The sequence below is a fragment of the Kitasatospora herbaricolor genome, assembly GCF_030813695.1.
GTDB lineage: Bacteria > Actinomycetota > Actinomycetes > Streptomycetales > Streptomycetaceae > Kitasatospora > Kitasatospora herbaricolor.
This window is the reverse complement of sequence record NZ_JAUSVA010000002.1, coordinates 250,425-270,331: the sequence shown is the minus strand read 5'-3', so window position 1 is coordinate 270,331 and position 19,907 is coordinate 250,425. Positions and strand designations below refer to the sequence as shown.

At 70.8% G+C, this 19,907-nt stretch carries 19 protein-coding genes; 12 read left to right on the top strand and 7 right to left on the bottom strand.

All coding sequences use genetic code 11. The features are described 5' to 3' along the window. Positions 1–187 precede the first annotated feature (187 nt). Positions 188–577 carry a hypothetical protein gene (locus J2S46_RS01575; protein WP_191291812.1) on the top strand — a complete coding sequence of 130 codons (390 nt, stop codon included), beginning with the start codon at positions 188–190 and terminating at the stop codon, positions 575–577. Continuing rightward, on the top strand, positions 574–1,956 hold the full coding sequence (locus J2S46_RS01570; RefSeq protein WP_307348313.1) for an NsdA family TPR-like regulatory protein: 1,383 nt from the start codon (positions 574–576) through the stop codon (positions 1,954–1,956). The genes J2S46_RS01575 and J2S46_RS01570 overlap by 4 nt, the downstream gene beginning before the upstream one ends. A 45-nt stretch (positions 1,957–2,001) precedes the next feature. Here the strand turns inward: J2S46_RS01570 and J2S46_RS01565 are convergent, their stop codons facing one another. The 6 genes from J2S46_RS01565 to J2S46_RS01540 all read right to left on the bottom strand — a co-directional run bounded on the left by J2S46_RS01565 (position 2,002) and on the right by J2S46_RS01540 (position 8,086). Further along, a complete protein-coding gene (locus tag J2S46_RS01565; RefSeq protein ID WP_191291814.1) occupies positions 2,002–3,369 on the bottom strand; it encodes an NsdA family TPR-like regulatory protein in 1,368 nt (455 codons plus the stop codon). A gap of 74 nt (positions 3,370–3,443) precedes the next feature. Next, complete coding sequence (locus tag J2S46_RS01560; protein WP_191291815.1) at positions 3,444–4,004, bottom strand: histidine phosphatase family protein; 561 nt, start codon at positions 4,002–4,004, stop codon at positions 3,444–3,446. A gap of 27 nt (positions 4,005–4,031) precedes the next feature. Continuing rightward, positions 4,032–5,153 carry an IS630 family transposase gene (locus tag J2S46_RS01555; protein ID WP_307352705.1) on the bottom strand — a complete coding sequence of 374 codons (1,122 nt, stop codon included), beginning with the start codon at positions 5,151–5,153 and terminating at the stop codon, positions 4,032–4,034. Between the two features lie 207 nt (positions 5,154–5,360). Next, positions 5,361–6,254, bottom strand: coding sequence for a glycosyltransferase family 2 protein (locus J2S46_RS01550; protein ID WP_191291817.1), 894 nt, complete (start codon positions 6,252–6,254; stop codon positions 5,361–5,363). A gap of 148 nt (positions 6,255–6,402) precedes the next feature. Continuing rightward, positions 6,403–7,005: an HD domain-containing protein gene (locus J2S46_RS01545; protein ID WP_191291818.1), complete on the bottom strand. Its 603-nt coding sequence runs from the start codon at positions 7,003–7,005 to the stop codon at positions 6,403–6,405. Between the two features lie 22 nt (positions 7,006–7,027). Next, on the bottom strand, positions 7,028–8,086 hold the full coding sequence (locus tag J2S46_RS01540; RefSeq protein ID WP_191291819.1) for a helix-turn-helix domain-containing protein: 1,059 nt from the start codon (positions 8,084–8,086) through the stop codon (positions 7,028–7,030). A gap of 555 nt (positions 8,087–8,641) precedes the next feature. On the opposite strand from J2S46_RS01540, the gene J2S46_RS01535 reads away from it, so the two are divergent. The 8 genes from J2S46_RS01535 to J2S46_RS01500 all read left to right on the top strand — a co-directional run bounded on the left by J2S46_RS01535 (position 8,642) and on the right by J2S46_RS01500 (position 17,330). Then, positions 8,642–9,007, top strand: a complete 366-nt coding sequence (locus tag J2S46_RS01535; protein ID WP_191291820.1) for a hypothetical protein — start codon at positions 8,642–8,644, stop codon at positions 9,005–9,007. 132 nt (positions 9,008–9,139) lie between these two features. Further along, positions 9,140–10,387 (top strand): methyltransferase domain-containing protein, encoded by a 1,248-nt coding sequence (locus J2S46_RS01530; RefSeq protein ID WP_191291821.1) that lies wholly within the window; start codon positions 9,140–9,142, stop codon positions 10,385–10,387. Positions 10,388–10,515: 128 nt separating this feature from the next. Beyond that, positions 10,516–11,232, top strand: a complete 717-nt coding sequence (locus tag J2S46_RS01525) for a uracil-DNA glycosylase family protein (protein WP_191291822.1) — start codon at positions 10,516–10,518, stop codon at positions 11,230–11,232. Positions 11,233–11,319: 87 nt separating this feature from the next. After that, positions 11,320–12,099 carry a nucleoside 2-deoxyribosyltransferase gene (locus J2S46_RS01520; RefSeq protein ID WP_191291823.1) on the top strand — a complete coding sequence of 260 codons (780 nt, stop codon included), beginning with the start codon at positions 11,320–11,322 and terminating at the stop codon, positions 12,097–12,099. 166 nt (positions 12,100–12,265) lie between these two features. Continuing rightward, positions 12,266–14,050, top strand: coding sequence for an AMP-binding protein (locus tag J2S46_RS01515; protein WP_229912990.1), 1,785 nt, complete (start codon positions 12,266–12,268; stop codon positions 14,048–14,050). Next, positions 14,047–15,180 carry a beta-ketoacyl synthase N-terminal-like domain-containing protein gene (locus J2S46_RS01510; RefSeq protein ID WP_190213701.1) on the top strand — a complete coding sequence of 378 codons (1,134 nt, stop codon included), beginning with the start codon at positions 14,047–14,049 and terminating at the stop codon, positions 15,178–15,180. Before J2S46_RS01515 ends, J2S46_RS01510 begins: the two co-directional genes overlap by 4 nt. Next, the gene (locus J2S46_RS01505; protein ID WP_191291824.1) at positions 15,177–16,145 is read left to right on the top strand and encodes a beta-ketoacyl synthase N-terminal-like domain-containing protein; all 969 of its coding nucleotides are present in this window, start codon (positions 15,177–15,179) and stop codon (positions 16,143–16,145) included. Before J2S46_RS01510 ends, J2S46_RS01505 begins: the two co-directional genes overlap by 4 nt. A 42-nt stretch (positions 16,146–16,187) precedes the next feature. After that, the gene (locus J2S46_RS01500) at positions 16,188–17,330 is read left to right on the top strand and encodes a thioesterase domain-containing protein (RefSeq protein ID WP_191291825.1); all 1,143 of its coding nucleotides are present in this window, start codon (positions 16,188–16,190) and stop codon (positions 17,328–17,330) included. Here the strand turns inward: J2S46_RS01500 and J2S46_RS01495 are convergent. Further along, positions 17,267–17,656 (bottom strand): hypothetical protein, encoded by a 390-nt coding sequence (locus J2S46_RS01495; RefSeq protein ID WP_191291826.1) that lies wholly within the window; start codon positions 17,654–17,656, stop codon positions 17,267–17,269. The genes J2S46_RS01500 and J2S46_RS01495 overlap by 64 nt on opposite strands. A 357-nt stretch (positions 17,657–18,013) precedes the next feature. Here J2S46_RS01495 and J2S46_RS01490 point away from each other — a divergent pair, with 357 nt between their 5' ends. Then, complete coding sequence (locus J2S46_RS01490) at positions 18,014–18,235, top strand: hypothetical protein (RefSeq protein ID WP_191291909.1); 222 nt, start codon at positions 18,014–18,016, stop codon at positions 18,233–18,235. A 67-nt stretch (positions 18,236–18,302) separates the two neighbouring features. Continuing rightward, on the top strand, positions 18,303–19,409 hold the full coding sequence (locus J2S46_RS01485; protein WP_191291827.1) for a phosphotransferase enzyme family protein: 1,107 nt from the start codon (positions 18,303–18,305) through the stop codon (positions 19,407–19,409). The last annotated feature ends 498 nt before the right edge of the window (positions 19,410–19,907 follow it).

The window sequence follows — 19,907 nt, the reverse complement described above, 5'->3', positions numbered from 1 at the left end:
GCCCTCGACGCGGCCGCCCCCGCCTGACCCGACCATCCCGTTCCCCGCGACGCACAACCTCTGCGAGCCGACCATGACCGACCGCCCTTCACCCCACCCCGTGCCCACCCGCACCGGGTCGCCCGACAACTGGCCCGACCAGCGCCGACCGCGATCCACTTCGCGCAGGCGACGGAAGGGGGCGGGCATGATCCTCTCGGCCTTCGCCCTCCTGCCACTGCTGACGGCCCTCGCCGCCCAGTACGGCGGCCACCTGGTCCACGGATACACCTACCCCCGTGACGTGAGGGTGGTTCAGGCGCGGCCCGGCCAGACGTCCCCGCTGCACTGGCACGTCGCGGTCGACCCGGGCATGGAGCACCTGCCCATCCAGCCCCTGCCCGATCCGGCGGTGCTGGAGTTCGTAGGGGCGGACCGGGTACCAGCCGGGAGATGGGTGGAGACCTCGGGCGACGCCTGGGAGCTGGCGAAGAACCGCGGCATCACCACTGCGCATGTCGAGAGCGGCCAAGGCTGCCCATCGGACTACAACAGCTACCGCGAGCACGACGTCTACCTGGTCTCCGTCGCTCCGTGACCGGCGACACGAGGCAGCCGAACGTGCGGCTGGGCGCACTCGTAGCGGCGTGCGGGGCGTCGCACCGGGAACTCGCCCGCCTCGTCAACGCCGCGGCGCAGGTGGGCGTTCGGCGGACGGCGTACACCCACACCCACGTCGCCGCGTGGCTGGCCGGCGCGACTCCGAGGAAGGCGGCGCAGGAGTGCGTCGTCGAGGTGCTCGGCAACCTTCTGGGCCGGGTTGTCACTCTTTCGGATGCAGGGTGGGGCGTTGCGCCGGTTTCCGGGACGGACACCGGGTTGGATTTCCCCCACGACTGCGAGGCCGCCCTTGCGGGTGCCGTGAACTGCTGGAGAAGCGTGGACCGTCGTGACCTGTTGCTGACGGCGGGCGCGGCCTTCACCACGCCGACCCTCCGCTGGCTGGCCGACCCGGCCGACGAGCCGGACGAGCCGGACGAGCCGGACGAGCACGTCGGATCGGTGCGCGTCGGCCCGACTGACGTCGAGCGCCTGTGGTCGGCGGCCGCCGAAGCGCAGGTGGCCGACTCCCGCTTCGGAGGCGGCAACTGGCGCCGCAGCCAGGTCATGGACTGCCTGCGGGAAGCCGGGCCGCTCCTGGAGGGCACGTACTCGGACTCAACGGGGCAGGCCCTGCACAGGGCGCTGGCCGAACTGTCGCGGGTGGCCGGGTGGGCCGCGATGGACGCCGGCGACCGCGCCGCCTCCGACCGGCTCCTGATCCAGGCGCTGCGCATGGCCCGCGCCGCGGGCGACGTGGAGATGGGCTCCTACGTCCTGGCCACGATGTCCCTCTCGGCGTATCTGGCCGGCCGGTGCGCGCAGGCCACGGAGATGGCCTCCGCCGCCTACGCCCGCGGACGCGGCCACGCCGCCCCAAGGGTCCTGGCGTTCTGCAAGCTCGCCGAGGCCCGGGCCCTGGCCAAGCAGGGCGACGGCGCTGGCGCGGGAGCGGCCCTTGCCCTTTGCGAGAGGTTGCTGTCGGGAATCCGGCCCAGGGCGCACGACCCCGGGTGGCTCTCATACCTGACCCCGGAGCGGTTGGCCACCGACGGCGTCGAGGCGCATCGGGATTTGGGCCTGACCCGGTCGGCGATGGTGTGGGCCGACCGGGCGGGGGCGATGCCGGTGGAGCGCTTCACCCGGGCGGTCGGCATCAGGCGCGCCGTGCTGGCCGGCGTCCATCTGATCGACGGCGACCTCGAACCGGCGCTGGACGAGGCGCACCGGTCGGTGGACATCCTCAGAGGGGTCCGCTCGCCCCGCGCCCACACCTACCTGCACGACCTGGTGGACCGGCTCGGCCGGTGGCGCGACGAGCCTGTGGTGCGCGACGTCGTCCACCGGATTCGCACCGAACTGCCATCCGCGGTGTGACCGCTGCCTCCCGTAGGCGCTCGCGCCCGGTACGGACGGCTCGCCCTACGAGGTCGCCGCCAGGCGGGAGGCGCGGTCCGCGAGGTCGGCCGCGCCGCGGATCCCGCGCCGCGCGTACAGCGCCAAATTCGGCCGCATGGCGAGGAGTTCGCGGCGGGCCCGGTGGGAGGCGATGCCGTCCGTCAGGTCGAGGCTGCGGGCGAGGAGGTTGACGGCCTCCTCGTGGCGGTCCTGGGCAGCGACTGCGCGGGCGATGTTGGCGAGGGTGAGGGCGCGGGTGCGGCGGTAGACGTGGTCGGTGCGGTCGGTCAGGGCGGCGCGGTAATGCCGCTCGGCGGCGGCATGGTGGCCCATCTCGGTCAGGGTGCGGCCGGTGTGGGAGGCGATGACGGCGTCAGTGGGGCCGGCGGCTGCCGCGTAGGCGGGCAGCGCGTCGGTGCCGGTGCGGGCGGCGTCGCGGGCGGCGTCGATCAGGGCCGAGGCGGCGTTCGGGCTGCCGCTGGCACCGTGCGCGCGGGCGGCGGTGATGAGCAGCAGGGCCTCGGTGCGCTTGTCTACGCGGCCGCGGGTACGGGCGAGGGCGGCTTCGGCGAGGTCGACGGTGCCTGCGGGCTGTCCAAGGTCGAGGGCCTGGTGGACGAGGGCCCGCATGCCCCAGGCGGCCTGTCCGGTGCGGTCGTCGGGGTCGGCTTCGCGGGCGAGGTGGACGGCGAGCTGGTAGTGGCGTTGGGCGGCACCCTCGTATCCGGCGTCGTGGCACTTGAAGCCGACGAGGGTGGCCAGCGCGGCGGCGGCTTCGAAGGCGTCGGCGCGGACGCGGTCGTCGGCGTAGGTACCGTGCAGCATCGGCGCGACGACGTCGCTGAGGAAGACGCCGGCGACGCTGAGGCCGTGCCCGCCGCCCAGGAGCTCGTCGGAGGTCCGGAAAGCGGCGGTGAACTGGCGCACCGCCGTGACCTCGCCGCTGCCGATCCGGCGTCCGGGGCCGGCTGCGGGCAGAGCCGTGGCGGTTGGGGGATCGAGAGCCAGCGGGGCCAGGAGGGCCGCGGCGGAGAAGCCAAGGGCGAGGAAATCGCGGCGGTGGTGCACGAGGAGCCTTCCGGTTTCGGTTGCGGCGGCCGCGGGGCTCAGGAGCATGAAGTCGGTGCTCGTGTCCTCGCCCAGGCCGATCTCGGCGACCGTGACAGGTCGTCGCAGTCTTCGGGACAGCGCCTCGGCGACGTAGGCGGGGGTGTTGCCCGCCGGAACGGCACCGGCGCTCACCCAGGCGTGGACGGCCGAGCGGGACGTGCCCAGCCGGACTCCGGACTCGGCTGCCACCGCTTTGGTGGCGCGGGCCAGCGCTTCGAGGGTGAGGCCGACCTCGTCCATCACGCCGGCCAGCTGCTGGTTGGGTGTTCTGGGTGTCGCCACTGCCCGCCCCCTGACATCGCACCACCGACGGACCTGGTCGGTGGCGACCACGCTAGTGCCGTGACCGAGAAGGTTCACCGGGTCGAGGCGATCCAGCCGCCGGGAAGCGTGTAGTCCCAGCCCGGGCGCCAGACGGGTGGGGCTTCGAGGAGGTCCTCCAATGAGGCGCCGGTGAGCAGGCAGTCCAGGACCCACCGGTTGGCCGAGTGGGCGATCACCAGGATCCGACTGCCGTCCCAGCGTATGGCCAGGTCGTGGAGGAACATGTCGGTGGCCGCGAGGACCTGGCGGTAGCTCTGACCGCCAGGGAAGGGTTCGTCGATGCGACGAGCCCGCTGGGCGGCAATGCGGGAGACCGGGGTTCCGTTGAGGTCGCCGTAGTTGCACTCGCGTAGCCGAACGTCCTGGTGGATTGGGGGCCTGCCGTCGGGGAACGCGATCTGGGCTGTTTCCACGGCTCGATGGAGGTCGGAGGTGAACACCGCGGCGAAGTTGCCAGCGCGTCGGCGTTCGCCGAGTTCCGCGGCCTGGCGGCGGCCGAGTTCCGAGAGCTGACCGGGAAGCCAGCCGGTGGCGATGCCCGCCACGTTGTCGATCGTGGTGGCGTGCGTCTCGTAGACGATCTCTACTGCCATCGCGGGGCTCCTGGATGTGGGGGCGGGTCAGGCTGCATCGGTGAGCGGTCGGCCTCCCCAGCGCAGGCCCTTCTCGCTGCGGATACGGGCGCGTTCCTTGCGCTGGGCGGCGAGGACATCGGGGTGGCGGGCGTTGGCATTGCGCCTGCGCAGGTAACGGTGCAGTTCACGGGTCTGGACCGTGTGGTTGGGGTGGTTGGAGTTGGCAAGGGTGAACTGCCGCAGCGGTCCGAAGTGGGCCTCGATCGGGTTCGCCCAGGACGCGTTGGTGGGGGTGAAGCAGAGGTGGGCGTTGTTGTTCTTCGCCCAGCGGAGGATCTTCTTGCCGTTGTGGGCGGAAAGGTTGTCGAGAATCACGTAGACCGGGGCGCCGTCCGGCCGGGCGGCCCGGATCGACTTGAGCGCAGCCAGCGTGTTCACCATGCCCTTGCGGCGCCGGTTGACTCCCCACAGAGTGTCGTCACCGATCGAGTAGCAGCCGTGGAAGTACGTCACACCGTGGGTGCGCTGGTAGGTCGCCGGGAGCCGGTCGGGCCGGCCCTGCTCGGCCCAGCAGTTGCCTGCGGTGGGACGGATGCCGAGCGGGCCGAACTCGTCGAACGCGAACGTCCTGTCGGGGAAGCGGTCCAGGACGTCCTCGATCCGGTCGAGCTTGGCGTCGAACTCGGGGTCGATGGACTCCTTCCAGGTCTTGGTGCGTTGGAAGGTGACGCCGCGTCGAGCGAGCAGGCAGCGCAGAGCCTCGCGCCCGATCCGGATCACCCGGCCGTGAACCCGCCGAAGGTAGGCGAGCAGTTTGCGGATCGACCAGCGGGTGAACGGCTGCCCGAGTTTGGCAGGGCGGGTGGTGGCCGTCTGGACGACGAAGTCCTCGTCATCAAAGCTGAGCAGGCGGGGACGGCCTCCCGCCCACCGAGGGTCCAGGCAGGCCAGCCCGATCTCGTTGAACCGGTGGATTACATCCCGCACCGTGTCCTCGTCCGCCTGGACCAACTGAGCAATGACCGGCACCCGGTTGCCACCGGCGGAGGCCAGCAGCATCATCGCCCGCCGGTAGCGCACCGAATTCGTGCTGCCCCGACGCACGATCCGCTGCAAAGGCTGGCCCTCCTGGTCGGTCAATCGACGCGCTCTGACCGGCTCCGCCACCATGCCTCCCCGTTCCTCGGATGTCCGCTCACATCCAACCGGTTCAAGCCTCGCCACCGCCAACCCGGCGAACCTTCTCGGTCACGGCACTAGCGGCGCTGCGCACCCGCGGTCCGCGACTGCGCGAAAGCAGCACATCACGTTCCGCGCACGGTGGTTGGCGGCCCTCGGCCGCAGGGGCGGGATCAGGACCGCGCCTGTCCAAGGTCAGATCACCGGGGGGCGTCCGGCCTGGGTCAAACGCCACGCGGTGTGCCAGGAGATCGGGCGCCGCTCGCCGTGGCCGCCGCGCAGCCCCTCCCACAGGCCGGAGAACCACGGGGTCAGCGTGCGGGGGGCGCGCCGGGCCCGCAGGACGGTGATGGCGACCCATGTGGCGATGTAGAGGGGGACCAGGGGCGCGGGGAGGCGCCGGTAGGCGACCCAGACCCGGTTGCGGGCGACCAGACGCTGGTAGAGGGCGTGGCGGGCGGGGTCGCTGGCGGGGTGGTGGACGACGACCTGCGGAGCGTAGTAGCCCGTCAGGCCCGCGTCCCAGCACCGCAGGGCCAGGTCGAACCCTTCGTGGTAGAGGAAGAAGTGGCCGGGCCACCCGCCGACCTGTTCGAAGGCGCGGCGGCGGACGAGGACGACGCCCTCGGCCATCGCCGCGACGGTGCCGGGCCGGTCGGGGTCCGCGGTGCGCAGCCGGGGCACCCAGCGCCGGACGGTCACCCCCGTGTCAGGGTCGGCGATCCGGGGCTGGACCCAGGCGGTCCGCAGGTGCCGCCTGGCCTCCTCGACGAGGCGGGCCAGGGTATCGAGGGCTGGTAGGTGAGCGTCGTTGTCGAAGAAGAAGACGAACTCGCCGCCGCCGTCTTCCGCCAGTGCCCGGGCGCCGATGTTGCGGCCCTCGGGGATGCCCACGTTCTCCGGCAGTGCCAGGGTCGCCACGCTGGCGGGGACGTCCTCGGGCTGGACGCCGTTGCCGACCACGACCACGCGCAGGTCGACTCCTTCCTGGGCGAGCAGGGAGCGCAGCGCCCTCGCCTGCTCGGGGCAGTCGTTCATGGTCAGGACGACAGCGTCCACCGCGGCAAGGGCGGTGTCGGTGGGGGTCATGCGCGCTCCGGGGGCAAAGGGGCTGGGCGGTCCGGTGCGACCAGTGAAGCGCCGCCTGCCGGGCCGGGGTAGGGGGTCGGGGCCGCGTGTGTGTTCATCGCGTTCATGATCGCTGCCCTTGGCGGTGGTGGGCGGCTGGTGCGGCCGCTCAGCGCGCGGCCGGGACGCGGAGCAGGTCGTGCTGCCACTGGGCCGGATCCATGGTCGCGGCAGCCGCCGCGAGGCGCTGCGCGGAGGCAGTCTCCAGGGCTTCTCGGCAGCGCCGGGCCTTGCCGCCCACCGGGTAGCCCAGGCGCAGCAGGCGCAGGGCCTGCAGGTAGCAGTCGAGCTTGTCCGCGTCGTGGGCGCACCGGGCTTCGAGGGTCTTGTCGTCCTCGAACTCGCCGATTGCGCCGAGCACGACACTCTGGACGTCCGGGTGCGCGGCGGCCACCTGGTCGGCGGCCACGCCGCGGGGGTCGGCGGCGGTGACGTAGCGGCGGGTGACGGGGGTCTGGTCGCCGGTGCGGGTCTCGGGCAGGTCGTGCAGGACGCACAGCAGGGCGGTGCGCCCGGGGTCCGCGCCTTCCATTGCGGCCAGGACGAGGCCGATGACGGCGGAGCTGTGGCTGTGGTCGGCGACGGTCTCGACGACGGCCAGGGGGACGCCGTCGTAGCGCCAGCCGGTGCGCGGCAGCTCGGCCAGCTCCCGGGCCTCGAACAGGAGAGCGGCGGTTCCTGTCGCCGTGGGTTCGTCGGTGTGTTCGGTCACGTCGTGTGCTCCTGCCGGTGCGTCAAGTCGTCTGCTGCAGACGGTAGTGGACCGACTCCAGCGCGCGTGCCGATACCGAGGAGACGACGCGCAGGTCGAGGAGGTTCGCGGTCAGCGTGAGCAGGTGCCGGGTGGTGGCGGGGTCGGCGGCGGACAGCCAGGGGTGGAGGTCCAGGAGCGTGGTGACGGAGTGGACGTACAGGTCGACGGTGCCGGGCGCCGGATGCATCGAGCCGACCAGGCCGCGGAAGAGGGCAAGGGGGTTCCACGCGGCGGATTCGGGTCGGTCGAGGAAAGCGTCGTCGGCCTGGTCGGCGGGCATGGCGCCCAGCCAGTATGCCCAGTACCCAAGGTTGGCGAGTTCGCCGTGCTGGTCTCCGCTCAGCGCGGTGGCGACGAAATGGATCAGGGGTTCGGGGTCCCCCTGTCGGGCGGCGACCGTGGCGGCGGTGCGGGCCTCGATCCAGCGGGGGGTGTACCCGCGCAGGGCCAGGGCCGGCCGCATGGCGGCCAAGGCGTGGGCGGCCCAGTCCTCGGCATCCGGGGCCGGGTCGTAGGAGGAGAGGTAGAGCGTCTGGCGGCGCAGCGGCGTCCGGTCGCCGCGGGATCCCGCGATCTCGGAGGTGCGGCGCAGGTTCAGGAAGAACGCCTCGCGGTCGGCGGCGGACAGGTGCGGGCCGGTGGGCACCGGCCCGCGGCGGGTGCGCGCCGCGTACGGGGCGAGGCCCGGCGGGGTGATGCCGCGCACCGCCCAGGCCACCAGGTGCGCGCTCTCGCGGGACTGCACCCACCCGGCCAGGGGGTGGAGGGCGAGGTCCTCGGGCGGCTGCAGGGCGGCGGCCAGGACGAGGTCGGCGTCCATCGCCGCGTCCAACCACCCGAACAGGGCCCCGGCCGCGCCGAGGGCGGCCAGGCGGCGGCGAAGCTGCAGCAGCTCCGCGCCCCGGACGTTGCCCAGCGGTCTGCGCCCGCTCTCCCAGCCCTGGAGCGTGCCGAGGTCCACGCCGAGCAGTTCGGCCAGGCGACTCTGCGGCAGGGCAGCGCTCTCGCGCAGCAGGCGCAGCACGTAGCCGGAGATCACACCGGTCTCCGCTCGCCTACGGCCAACGGTCGCCATCACGCCCCCTGCTTTCGATCATGAAGGCGATGAACGTGTTCACGTCTTCCACCCCCTGGCCGGGAAGACCGCGCGCCGGGTTCACTGGGACGACCGCGGCGCGCAGCGGCAAACCCGTACTGCGGGTGAGTCCTCGTCATTTCACCTTTTACGTAGCGTAGTTGTGCACCGCCTCGCGAGGCCGGTAATCGCACATCGTCGTCCCACTCAGGGGCGCCGGGTGCTACCGGCCCTTTCGGAACGGCTCTCGGTGACCGCCCGAGGAAGGAAGGGACAGAGGCGGACGCCGATGCCCGACCGCGCCGAGGCGGCCGAGGGCCGTCCTCGCCGAAAAAGTGCCCCTCAAACGTGCCTCCCGTCGACGGCGGATCTGGTGTGTGCTGGTGCCCCTGAACGCCCCGTGTGCTGGTCGACCGCCGCAGGGCCGGCAGTGGGGTGCGCCCACTGGACCTGCAGAGGACGAAGTTCGACTAACGATCGCTGCGCGCGGCCGAGTGCCGTCACCTCCAAGGAGCCTTGATGGACTATTCCACCCTCACGGTGTCCAGCGGCAGCCACGAGCTGTTGACGAACCGGCCGCCGAACGGCCCACCGGCCGCTCTCGCGCCGCTTCTTCGAGCCGTCGCCCCTGGAGTCGACCTGCGCCGGGTCGCTGCTGGGGCCGAGCACTGCCGTACCCGCCCCAGCGTGCTGCGCCCGTACCCGGGGCAGGGCACGCTCGGCCGGCGACTGGTCATGATCGAGCACCTCGACGGCCGGTGGGCGGTGGCGGACCTGTCCGGCCCGGTACACGAGAGCCGCCACTGGCCGCAGTCGCCGAGCACAACGGACCGGACGACAAGTTCGTCGACGCCGCGTACGCAGCCCGGCGAGCCGAGCCGGTAGAGCTCGGCCCGCTCCGCTTGCGGGATACGGCGTCCGTGCCGTGTATCCCCCGGACCGAGCCGGGCCGCCCATGTCCCTGCGGAGCGATGACGCCCCCGCATGTTCCGCGCAAGGTAAGAATTGGAGGCCCAGATGAGCCCGAACAGTACCCATTGGATGAAGCACGTCATTGGGGTCGCGCAAAGGGCGCCGCAGTCAGGTAGGAGAGTCGGCGTTGCGCTCGTGTCTGAACACAACGAGCTGATCTGCTCCGCCTTCGAGGGCGAGATGCGCGGCGCATCCTGGTACCGCACTCTGCGGGGCAAGATGCAGGAGCTCGGAACATCCAGCGCGCACAGCATCTATCTGACGGTCAACACCCTGTCGGCGAGGGGGTCGTTCGAGCTTGCCGAGCTCTTGAAGGAAGTGCGCGTCGACAGGGTGTACATCGGCCTGCCCGACCCCGCGCTGACTAGCTACCTCGACGACGATCCCGTCACTGCACAGGGGCATGTACACCGCTTCCCCGACGATCTGCAGCGGGAGATCCTCGAGCAGAACCGAGGCTTCTACGCGGCGAGCGAGCAGAACATCGACCGCAACCCCCACTACGCCACACACCGCATCAGCGAAGCCGTCACCGCTCAGCTGCGCACGAGGGGGTTCCTCCTGTCCCGGAGTGACGTCAACGCGAACCGGGGGAAGGCCGCGCTCGCTTCTCTCATCCGCCAGAGGTACGGGATCGGGAGCGAAGAGGCTGATCGCGTCGTGAGCGGCGCGCTGTCCGAAGCGTTCGACGCGAAGTACGGCTCCTACGACTACGCGGTCGACGCTCGTGCCGCCAACCCGGGATGGGCCGACGACTTCAGGTCGGTGCACAGGGGTTCGTCCGCCATGCCTCTGTCTGCCATCAACATCCTCAACGTCGGCGTCGGAGCCGGCTTCGAAGCGGAAGCTCTGTTCTCAGATTGTCCCCAGATCACCTTCGTCGACATCGCGGAACGTGGCCTTGCGAATATCGGCGGACGCATTCCCTCGTCGAGGACCGTCGTCTCGAGTGCCGGAGACCTGTCCGCCCTGCCGGAAGACAGTTTCGATCTCTATGTCTCCCTGAGGACATACAACTCGTCGTTCTTCGACACGTCCGCGGCGGCCTCGGAGGCGCACAGGGTGTTGAAGTCCGGTGCGGCGATCATCATCTCCGTGGCCAACGGATTTCTGTATACTCAGCGCGGCCGCGTCATACCGGGGCTGATCATCCCCGGCACTGAATTCGTCGATCTCTACCGCGGGATGGACACGGCCAATCTGATCGGCGCGGAACTCGACCGCGCCGGGTTTAAAGACGTTCAAATTTCACCGAAAATCACCGAGATCTACCTGACGGCTGTCGCCGCCTGACCTTTCCGCCGCTCCTCCAGCAGGCCGTTTCCGCGATGGCCCACCGGCTCTGGGGGAAGGCTGAAACGAGGACGGCCGGGTGCGATCGGACTGGTCCGAGTGGCCAGCGTGAAGGAAGGAATTCCGCCATGGCCGCGCGAACGACCGTTGCCCATCGGATCCTGCAGTTCAACGAGGTCCTTGCGGGGACGACGCTCCAGGTACCTCCCGGGTTCGCGGTCATCAACCCGTTCAGCGGCCCCCAGAGGGACCGGGTCAGGGAGGTGACGACGGCGTTCTACGGCAAGTACTACGGCGACGACAAGCCGCGTCGCCTGGTACTGGGCAGCTCGCCCGCCCGACGAGGCACAGCCGTGACCGGGGTCCCGTTCGAAGACGCCAAGCTCCTCGAGAGCGAAACGGGAGTCGATGTCGACGGCTACGCGGTCAGCCGGCCTTCCGCCGGGTTTCTGCACGACGTCATCAGTCGCTACGGGGGCCGCGACAGGTTCTACGCCGACTTCGTCATGAGTTTTGTGTGCCCCCTCGGTCTGGTGAGAACGGGCCCCAAGGGGAAAGAGGTCAACTGCAACTACTACGAGAACAAGAAACTGCTGGAGCTCCTGCACTTCTTCCTCGTGGACACCCTGGAGCAGCAGCTGACATTCGGAATCGACGCCTCCGTGTGCTACTGCATCGGCAGCGGCGAGAATTTCAGGTTCCTCTCGAAGGTGAACGAGGGACGGCGACTCTTCGAGAAGATCGTGCCCTTGGAGCACCCGCGTTTCATCACCCAATACAACCGGGGCCGAGAAGAAGAGTTCGCCGCAAAGTACCTCAGCGCCTTCCGCGGGCAAGGCGGCTGATCCCCCCCGGAACGCCCGCGAGCCTCGCAGTCGATTCGGCGAAGGTCGCAATTACCCAATGCTTTGGAACGAGAAGGAGAGCAGAAAATGACGGCAGAAGACAGGGTCCTGGTCCACTTCGGATCGGAGCGGGTGAGCGTTTTCCGCTCCCAGGGGGATGAGCTGGAGCTGCTCACGAGGGAGCAGCTCGCGCTCGACGGCAGCCTCGGCCACGAGGCCCTGGCAGAACGAGTCGGCGAGTTCTGCGCCGGGCTCAAGGAGTTCCACGAGGTCGTCGACAACAAGGGAACGCGGCTGTACGCCACCGGGGCGTTCCAGCAGCTCCCGCAGCCGGACGTGGACGCGCTGGTCACCAGCGTCTACGTCGACACCGGCCTCTACTTCAACATCGTGGGGCCCGAGCTGCAGCGGTTCTACCTGGAGACAGGCATGTCCGCGTGCGGCTCGGACGACATGATGGAAGGCGTGATCCGGCGGGAGTTCCGGACAGCCGTCGTCTGCGGCAGCTTCCAGCAGTCCCTCGGGGACATCGAGGACACCGTCGCCCGTCTGCGCGAGAGCGGCGCCGACGTGCTCAGCCCGCTGAGCACCAGGATCAAGCCGGAGACCGCGGGCACCGACTTCATCCTCTTCGATTACCAGGACCACCTGAAGAACGACCGCGACACGTGGCGGCACAAGTTGGTGCACATGGACGCGTTCCGGCGAGCCGACGCCGTTGTCGTCTGCAACCCCGGCGGGCCCGTCGGCAAGGGCACGATCTTCGAGCTCGGGTTCATGGCCGCGATCTCCAAGAGGGTCATCTTCACCGAGGAGCCCCAGGGCGTCTCCGTCCGCTTCCCCTGCGAGGTCGGCCTCGGAGCCTGAGCGCTCCCGTCGAGCTCTGCGCCATCCCGCCCCGTTCTCCCCTCCCGACCGGAGCCAAGCGACGTGCCGGCCGGTGCAGCTCCGGGAGCAGGGCTCCGCCTCCTTCACGCTCTCCTCCCCATCAGATCCCCCTCTCGGCCATGAAGATTCGGAAAGGACCCCGCCGGTGCGCGACGCAGAGACCACCGACACCACGCGCGACAAGCTGCGAGAGATCGTGGCGTCCGTCCTGGAAGTGGACAAGGACGACATCGAGCCCGGCGCCCTGTTCTACGAGGACCTCGGCATGAGCTCCCTGGAGAAGGTCGCGGTCGCGGCCGCGGTCGAGCGCGAGTTCGGCCCCCTGTCCGCCGAGGGAGCCGCGGCCCTCACCAGCCTGGACTCCGCGGTGTGCGTGCTCAGTGAGAGGGCGGCAAACCCCCAGGGCATCGACCTGGTCGACCACCTGGTGGCGGGTCATGTCTTCGCCGGCCGGGGCGGACGGGCCAGCTACCTCGACCCCCAGGCCGAGGAGATCACCTACGCGGGCCTCCTGGAGGCGGCACGCGGGTACGCGGGCGCCCTCAAGGCCGCGGGAGTGCCCGAGGGCGCCCGCGGCCTCCTGGTCGCCGACGACTCCGTGGCGACCGTCGTCGCCGTCCTCGGCCTGTGGTGGCACGGCTGCGTCCCGGTGGTGATCAGCCCGGTGCTCACGGACGACGAAGTCCGCTACATCGCCGCGGACTGCGCCGCCGCGACGGTGCACCTCGACGCCGCCCCCACGCGGCAGCGCGCCTTGGAGGAACTGTTCGCCACGGCCACCCGCTTCGCCGGCGCCGACGTCCGCGCCGGCCTGGCGGCGGCCGAGCCCGGTCCCGCGCGGCGCCCGACGGAGGCCGGGCCACCGGTCGTGTGGAATGCGGGGCGTGAGGCGCTGGTGCAGTACACCTCCGGGAGCACCGGCATGCCCAAGGGGGTGCGGCACTCGGCGGGTGCGATCGCGGCCATGGCCGACGGCATCAGCAAGGTATTGGCACTGATACCCGAGGACACCGTGCTCTCCAGCGCCCGGATGAGCTTCGGGTACGGCTTCGGCGCTTCCGTCCTGTGCCCGCTGGCGGCCGGCGCCCGCGTCGCGCTCGTCCGCGGCCCGGTCGACATCCACTCCCTGGCCGCCGCGCTGCAGCGCCACCGGCCCACCGTGCTGTTCTCCGTCCCCCGGCTGTACGCCGCGCTGCTGAACGCCCCCGGGACGGAGCTCGCCTCCGACTCCGTGCGGCTGTGCGTGGCGGCGGGCGAGAACCTGCCCGCTCCGCTCGGCGAGCGGATCCGCACCGCCTTCCAGGCCGGGCTCGTCAACGGCCTCGGCGCCACCGAAGTGCTCCACATCGTCGTCGGCACGCCGCCGGACACCGGTTGCCCGGGTACCTTCGGGGTCCCGGTGCCCGGGATCACCGCGACCGTCCGGGACGCGGACGGCACGCCCGTCGCCGACGGCCAGGTGGGCCGCCTGCACATCGCCGGTCTGACCGTCGCCCTCGGCTACATCGGCTTCCCGGAGGCCGCCGCGGTCACCTTCGCCGACGGCGGTGCCTACACCGGCGACGTGGTGCGCCGTGCGCCGGACGGCACGTTCACCCATCTGTGCCGCGCGGATGACCTGCTCAACCTGGGCGGCTACAAGGTCGTGCCGAGCGAGATCGAGAACGTCATCCGCGGCGCGGAAGGGGTCCAGGACTGCGTGGTCGTCAGCAGCCGCGACGCCGACGGCCTGGAACAGGCCGTGGCGTACCTGGTGGCCCGGCCGGGATCCGACGAGGCCGCGGTGCGGCGCGCGGTGAGCGCCGCGATCCGCAGCGGCCTCGCCGCCCACAAGCGGCCCGCCCGCCTGGAGTTCCTCGACGCCCTCCCAACCACCTCGACCGGCAAGCTGGCCGCCTTCGAGCTGAGGAAGGCGGCTGCCCGACCGTGACCTGGGACATCACGGGCATGGCCGCCATCGCCAACATCGGCGCCAGCCCCGAAGAGATCTTCGCCGCGCTGTGCGCGGGCCAGGAGAGCCGCACACCCCTGAAGGCGTTCGACCCGGAGAAGTACCGGGCGGCCTACGCCTACGAGATCGACGACCGGCCCGCCGGCGGCGACATCCCGCGCCGCGCCACCCGCTGGCTCACCACCGTCGTCCGCCAGGCGGCCGCCGACGCGGGCCTGGGCGAGGACCTCTCCCAGATACCCGTACTGGTCGGAACCACCATGCGCGAACAACGCAGCCTCGAACTGTGGTGGCGCGACGGCGTGGACGTCGCCCTCGAAGACCTGCACTTCGGTACCGCCCTGAAGGCGGCCTTCGGGGCGTCCACCACCTACACCTTCGCCAACGCCTGCTCCGCCACGCTGTACGCGCTCGGCCTGGCCACCGACATGATCGAGGCCGGCACGGCCGACACGGTCGTCGTCGCGGGCACCGACGCCGCCACCGAGAGCGGCTTCGGCACGCTCGACCGGGTGCAGAACGGCATCCCCGACGCGCTGCGCCCCTTCGACGCCACGCACAAGGGCATGCTGATGGGTGAGGGCGCGGCGGCCGTCGTCGTCCAGCGCGCCGGCACCGGGAACGGGCCCGTGCACGCCCGGGTGCGCGGTGTGGGCATGAACTGCGACGCTCACCACGCCACCGCACCGGACCCCGACGGCATCACCCGCGCGGTGCTCGACGCCCACCGCAGGGCGGGGGTGCGGGCCCGCGACATCGACCTGGTGATGCTGCACGGCAGCGGCACCCCCCTCAACGACGCGGCGGAGGCGGGCGTCCTGCGCCGCATCTTCGATGGTGCCGGATCCGGTCCGCGGATGACCGCCATCAAGGCGATGACCGGCCACACCCTGGGCGGTTCGGGACTTCTCAGCCTCGTGATGGCGGTCCTCGCTATGAAGGAAGGAACGGTCCCCCCGGTCCTGGGACTCACCGAACCGATCCCCGAGGCCGCGGGCCTGGGCCTGGTGCGGGGCGTCCCCGCGGCCGGCCCCCTGGCCATCGCGCAGATCGACGCGTTCGGCTTCGGAGGGATCAACGCCGTCGCGATCGTGGAGGCAGCCCGATGAGCACGACGAGCATCGCGCGCAGGAGGATCCCGAACGTCCGGGAGGTCGTCGTCGCGGGTATCGGACTGGCGCTGCCCGGCGTGGCGACGTACGGCGACCTCCTCGGGCCCCTGCCGGGGGCGGGCGGCTTTGATGTCGCCACCGGACTCAGCGGACGCGAGCTGCGCCACAAGGACCGCGCGTCCCGCCTCGCCCTGTGGGCTGCCGAGTCCGCCCTCCACGACGCGGGCCTGACCGACGACGCCGCCGCGTTCACGGGGGCGGCCGATGAGACCGCGGTCGTGGTCAGCACCAACCTGGGCAACGCGGACAGCGTGTGCGAAGCCGCCGCCACCATCGCCGGAGCAGGCGTCAGGGCTCTCAGCCCCCTGGGCCTGCCCCAGACCTCCAGCAACGTCACCGCGGGCTGGGTGGCCATCCGCTACGGGCTGCGCGGCCCCAACCTCACCGTCTGCAACGGCGCCACGAGCGGGCTGGACGCCCTCGCCTGGGCCCGGAACCTCGTCGTGGCCGGGCGCGCCGAAGCGGCCGTCGTCGTCGGCGTCGAACCGGCCAACGACGTGGCGACGAAGCTGCTCGGCCGGCAGTCCACCGACGTGGCGGTCGCCGTCGTCCTCGAACCGGCGCACGCGGCCGCTTCCCGCGGCGCACGGCCTCGCGCCACGATCGCCGGGTACGCGCGGGCACAGGACCTCTCCGGGGCGCTGGCCGCCGCCGGTGTGGCGCAGGAGGAATCCGTCGGCCTGTGGCTCGGGGACGGGGCGGAAGCCGGGGCGCGCCGGCTGCTCGCAGCCACGCGCCACATCGACCTGGAAGCCCAACTGGGCCCGCTGTCGGGGGCTCTGGGCATCCTGCAGTGCGCCGCCGCAGCCGCCCACTTCGAGAGCGGCGCCACCGGTAGGGTGCTCGCCACGGCCGGAGGCCCTCGCCACGACGCGGCAGCCGCTGTGCTGCTCACTCCTTGACCGACCCACTCGTCCATCCACACAGGAACCGGGGGAACACCCGTGACCAGTACGACCGTGACCATCGAGGATCTCCGCGCCCTGATAGCCGGCGTACTGGAGATCGACCCCGGGGAGGTCACCGACCAGGCGCACTTCGCCGACGACCTCGACATCGACTCGCTGCTGATGCTCGAGATCTCCACCCGCATCGAGAACGCGTTCGACTTGCCGGAGAACACCGTGGTCATCAGCGGTGCCGCCACCCTGGCGGAACTGCACGCCCTCGTCATCTCGAAGCGCGTCGGCGAGACACCGGCTGGCCCGGTCATCCGCCCGAGGCCGCTGAGCGACCCGGCGGCGCGCCTGTTCCTGTTCCACCACGCCGGCGGCTCACACCTGCTCTACCGGGGTTGGGCGGAGCACTTCCCGAAGGACTGGGAACTCTGCCTCCTGGAAACCCCCGGCCGAGGCCACCTGCAGACACTCCCGCTGATCGACGACTGCGACCGGCTGGTCGACTACTTCCACACCGCTCTCGCTCCCCTGCTCGACCGGCCCTTCGGGTTCTTCGGCCACAGCCTGGGCGCCCTCATCGCCCACCAGCTCACCCGCCGGCTCCACCACGAGGGGAACCCGCTCCCCACCTGGCTGGGTGTGTCCGCCTACGGCGCCCCGCGAGGCGCAGCCGACGCCGACGCCCACCCTCACCTGATGTCCGACGACGAACTGCGAGACTGGCTGCGAGACGTCGGCGGCAGCACGCCGCAGCTCCTCGACGACGAAGCCCTCTGGCGCACGTTCGCCCCGGCGTTCCGCAGCGACTTCAAACTCCTGGACACCTGGGTGCCTCCCCTCGTCCCCGAGCCGCTGCCCGTTCCGCTCTCGGTCTTCGGGGGCCGCCGCGACAGGCTGATCGGCGAGGAACGCCTCCTCGCCTGGCAGCCGTTCACCACGCACTTCCGCGGACTCGAGATGTACGAAGGCGACCACTTCTACGTGACGGACCACCAGCGGCCCCTCGCTACCGCCATCACGGCCGCGATGCGCTCCGCAGCTCCTCAAGCCCGCTCTCACCACCACGCCACCCGCCAGATGATCAACTCCAACGAGGTGCTGGCGGAGGGTGCGGGGGCGAGCCCTCAGGCGTCGGGATCGACTTCGGGGTGCGTGAACCGCACGGGCCTGCCCAGCGACCGGGCGTAGGCGATCTCGGCCCGGGTGCTGTCGCCGATGTAGTCGCCGACCACGAGCACCTCATCAGCGAGCAGGATCTTCGACCGGTGCAACTCGTCGAGTCGAAACTTCAGCGCCTCAGCCTCGACAGGATCGGACCACATTGCGTGCGGCGACTTCAGGTCGCAACCCGGCTTGACGACAATCCTCCCGGCCTTGGTCTCCCGCACATCGGCCTCGGCCATCTCGGCCATGAAACGAGTGGAGCCACAGATCACGACGATACGGGGGAAACCCAACTGCCTCTTCGCCTCGGCGAGCTGGTCCACGGGGGTGATCACTTGCGGGGATGACACTGATTCCTCCTGGTGGTGCGGCCCAAAGGAAGCCTGCGGAGACGAAAGCGAAGGCGCCCAAGATCATCTTCTGGTGAACGACGTGGACACCCGCGCGCCCGCACTCTATGCGACGAGCATCCCTACTCGGTGCCGCAGCGCCCGCGGTCGGCCCTACGTTCCGCCTGCGCGACGCCGAACCGGCCAACCTCGCCACGAAGAGCCGTGCCGGTCACCGCGCTCACTGCCTCAATCAGCCGATTCACGAGGCAGGGCGCCGCGGTGTCGGCCTGGACGGTCTGATTCGTGCCTGCAACTCGTGGCGGTGCCGGGTCGGGCCCGGGAATGCCACAACCCGAACGGGGGAGGCGCAATCAGATGACCGCATTGACGGAGCTCTGTCCGTCGGCGATCTTGCGACCCTGCTGCACCCGGCGCGGCCCGCCGCAGCTCGCTGAGCACCTGGCGGCCGGCCGGGCCGGGGAACCGGTCGCTCTCGGCCAGCTGCTGCAGGCCTGCAGCAGAGGTGTCCACCCCACGCTCACCCCGCACACCGCCCGCCCCGAACACCTCACCAGCACCGCCGTGCCCGCATCCTGATCGACCCGACCACCTGCCACTCGCTCATCATCCGACCAATAACGCTGCGCGCTTCGACGAGGAGACCATGTCCACCGCATCTCACCAGCCCGCCACCAAGCCGGTCGCCGCGCCCTCCAAGCCCGGCCGCACCGCGGAGGGGGCGCAGATCACGGCGGTCGCCGACACGCTGGTGCTCGCGTACGGACTGCGCCCGGCGGAAATCACGCGAATCCCGGAGGGCACCGCGACGGACAACTACGCCATCGTGGACCAGACGGGCTGTCGGCACTTCGCCAAGGTCTATCGCGGTCGAGACCGCTTGGATCTGGATCGGGCATCGGTCGAGCTGTCCGAGTACGCCGCCGACGGAGGTGTCGCGACTGCCCGGGCAACCCGCACGCGCGAGCACGAACTCCTCGCGACCCACGGCCGCCTGCCGATGTCACTGTGGTCATACGTGCCGCACACCGAGACTGCCGAGGGCAACCTGACTGGTGCGCGGTGGGCGGCAGTCGGCGCAGCGATGGGTCGCCTTCACAGCCGGCTCGCCACTCACCCCGCCGCCGCACCCACCCTGGAGCCTGGTGCCGCGGTGTGCAACGTGACCGCCGCACGTGACCGCTTCGAAAGGCTGATTCTCGCATTCCAGAACAGGCCCAGGCTCGGACAGTTCGAGACGTGGGCGCTGCAGGCGGCGCGTGAGCGACAAGCCGTTCTGGGGCACGTCGAGCGCGTCCTCGCTTCGCTTCCACAGCTGACGGTCCAGGTCATGCACGGCGACCTGGCCGGTCCCAACGTCCTGTTGAAGGACGACGATGTCGCGGCGATCGTGGACTTCGGGCCACCTGCACCTGGGTATCTCGCCTGGGAGATCGTGCGTCTTGGTTGCGACCCCAAGAGCGTCCTGTCCAACGGCGTGGAGAGCTGGCTCAAGGGATACACCGATCTCGCCCGCGCCTATCGAGACGCCAACCCCGAAGCGCCCGCGGACGACCTCTTGTCCTCACTGCGTGTCGGCTGTGCAGCCATGCTCTGCTCGACCTTTCCGTTGTCGGCACCAGTGGAACGACCGCACCTCGTCGACGCCGCGCTCGAGTCCTACGCGCGGGCACGACATGAGGCAGCTCTGATGCTGCTGGACCGGCTACCTGACCTGGAGGGAGCCCTGCGTGACATCTTGCCGAGTTCATGACCCCCATGGTCACGCAAGCAGCAGGGCGCTCAGAGCCCACCGAAACGCGGATGCCGGTGCGCCGAGCTCGGGGTGGAGCCGGGCGGGATCACAGTGTCTCTGCCGCGGGGTACGGGGCGAAGGACAGTGTCGGAGGACGTGCGGTCCGCGCAGCGGTCGCTCCCGGCCGGGCGGGTGCGCACCTGCCTGGTCCGCCTCGACGCCACCGGCCTTCGCCCGTTCCCACCGCCTTACAGGCCCCGACCGGTGAACCGTGGTCGGCCGACGCCTGCTGGAGCGCCTTGCGCCGCATCCGGGGAGGAGGAGACCAGAAGGCACGCCTAATCGAAAGGTTTGTCTTCGTCCATTCTTTCCGGGGATCTCCTGGCTTGATCGGGCGCCTCGAACAGCGGGAGGATCTCCAACCCGGAACCGTTCCCGACGAGGCATCAACTCCTTTCTAAGAAAGGCCATTGGAGCTGCCATGCAACGTGATGGCGCCGGGTTGCACTGTGCTCG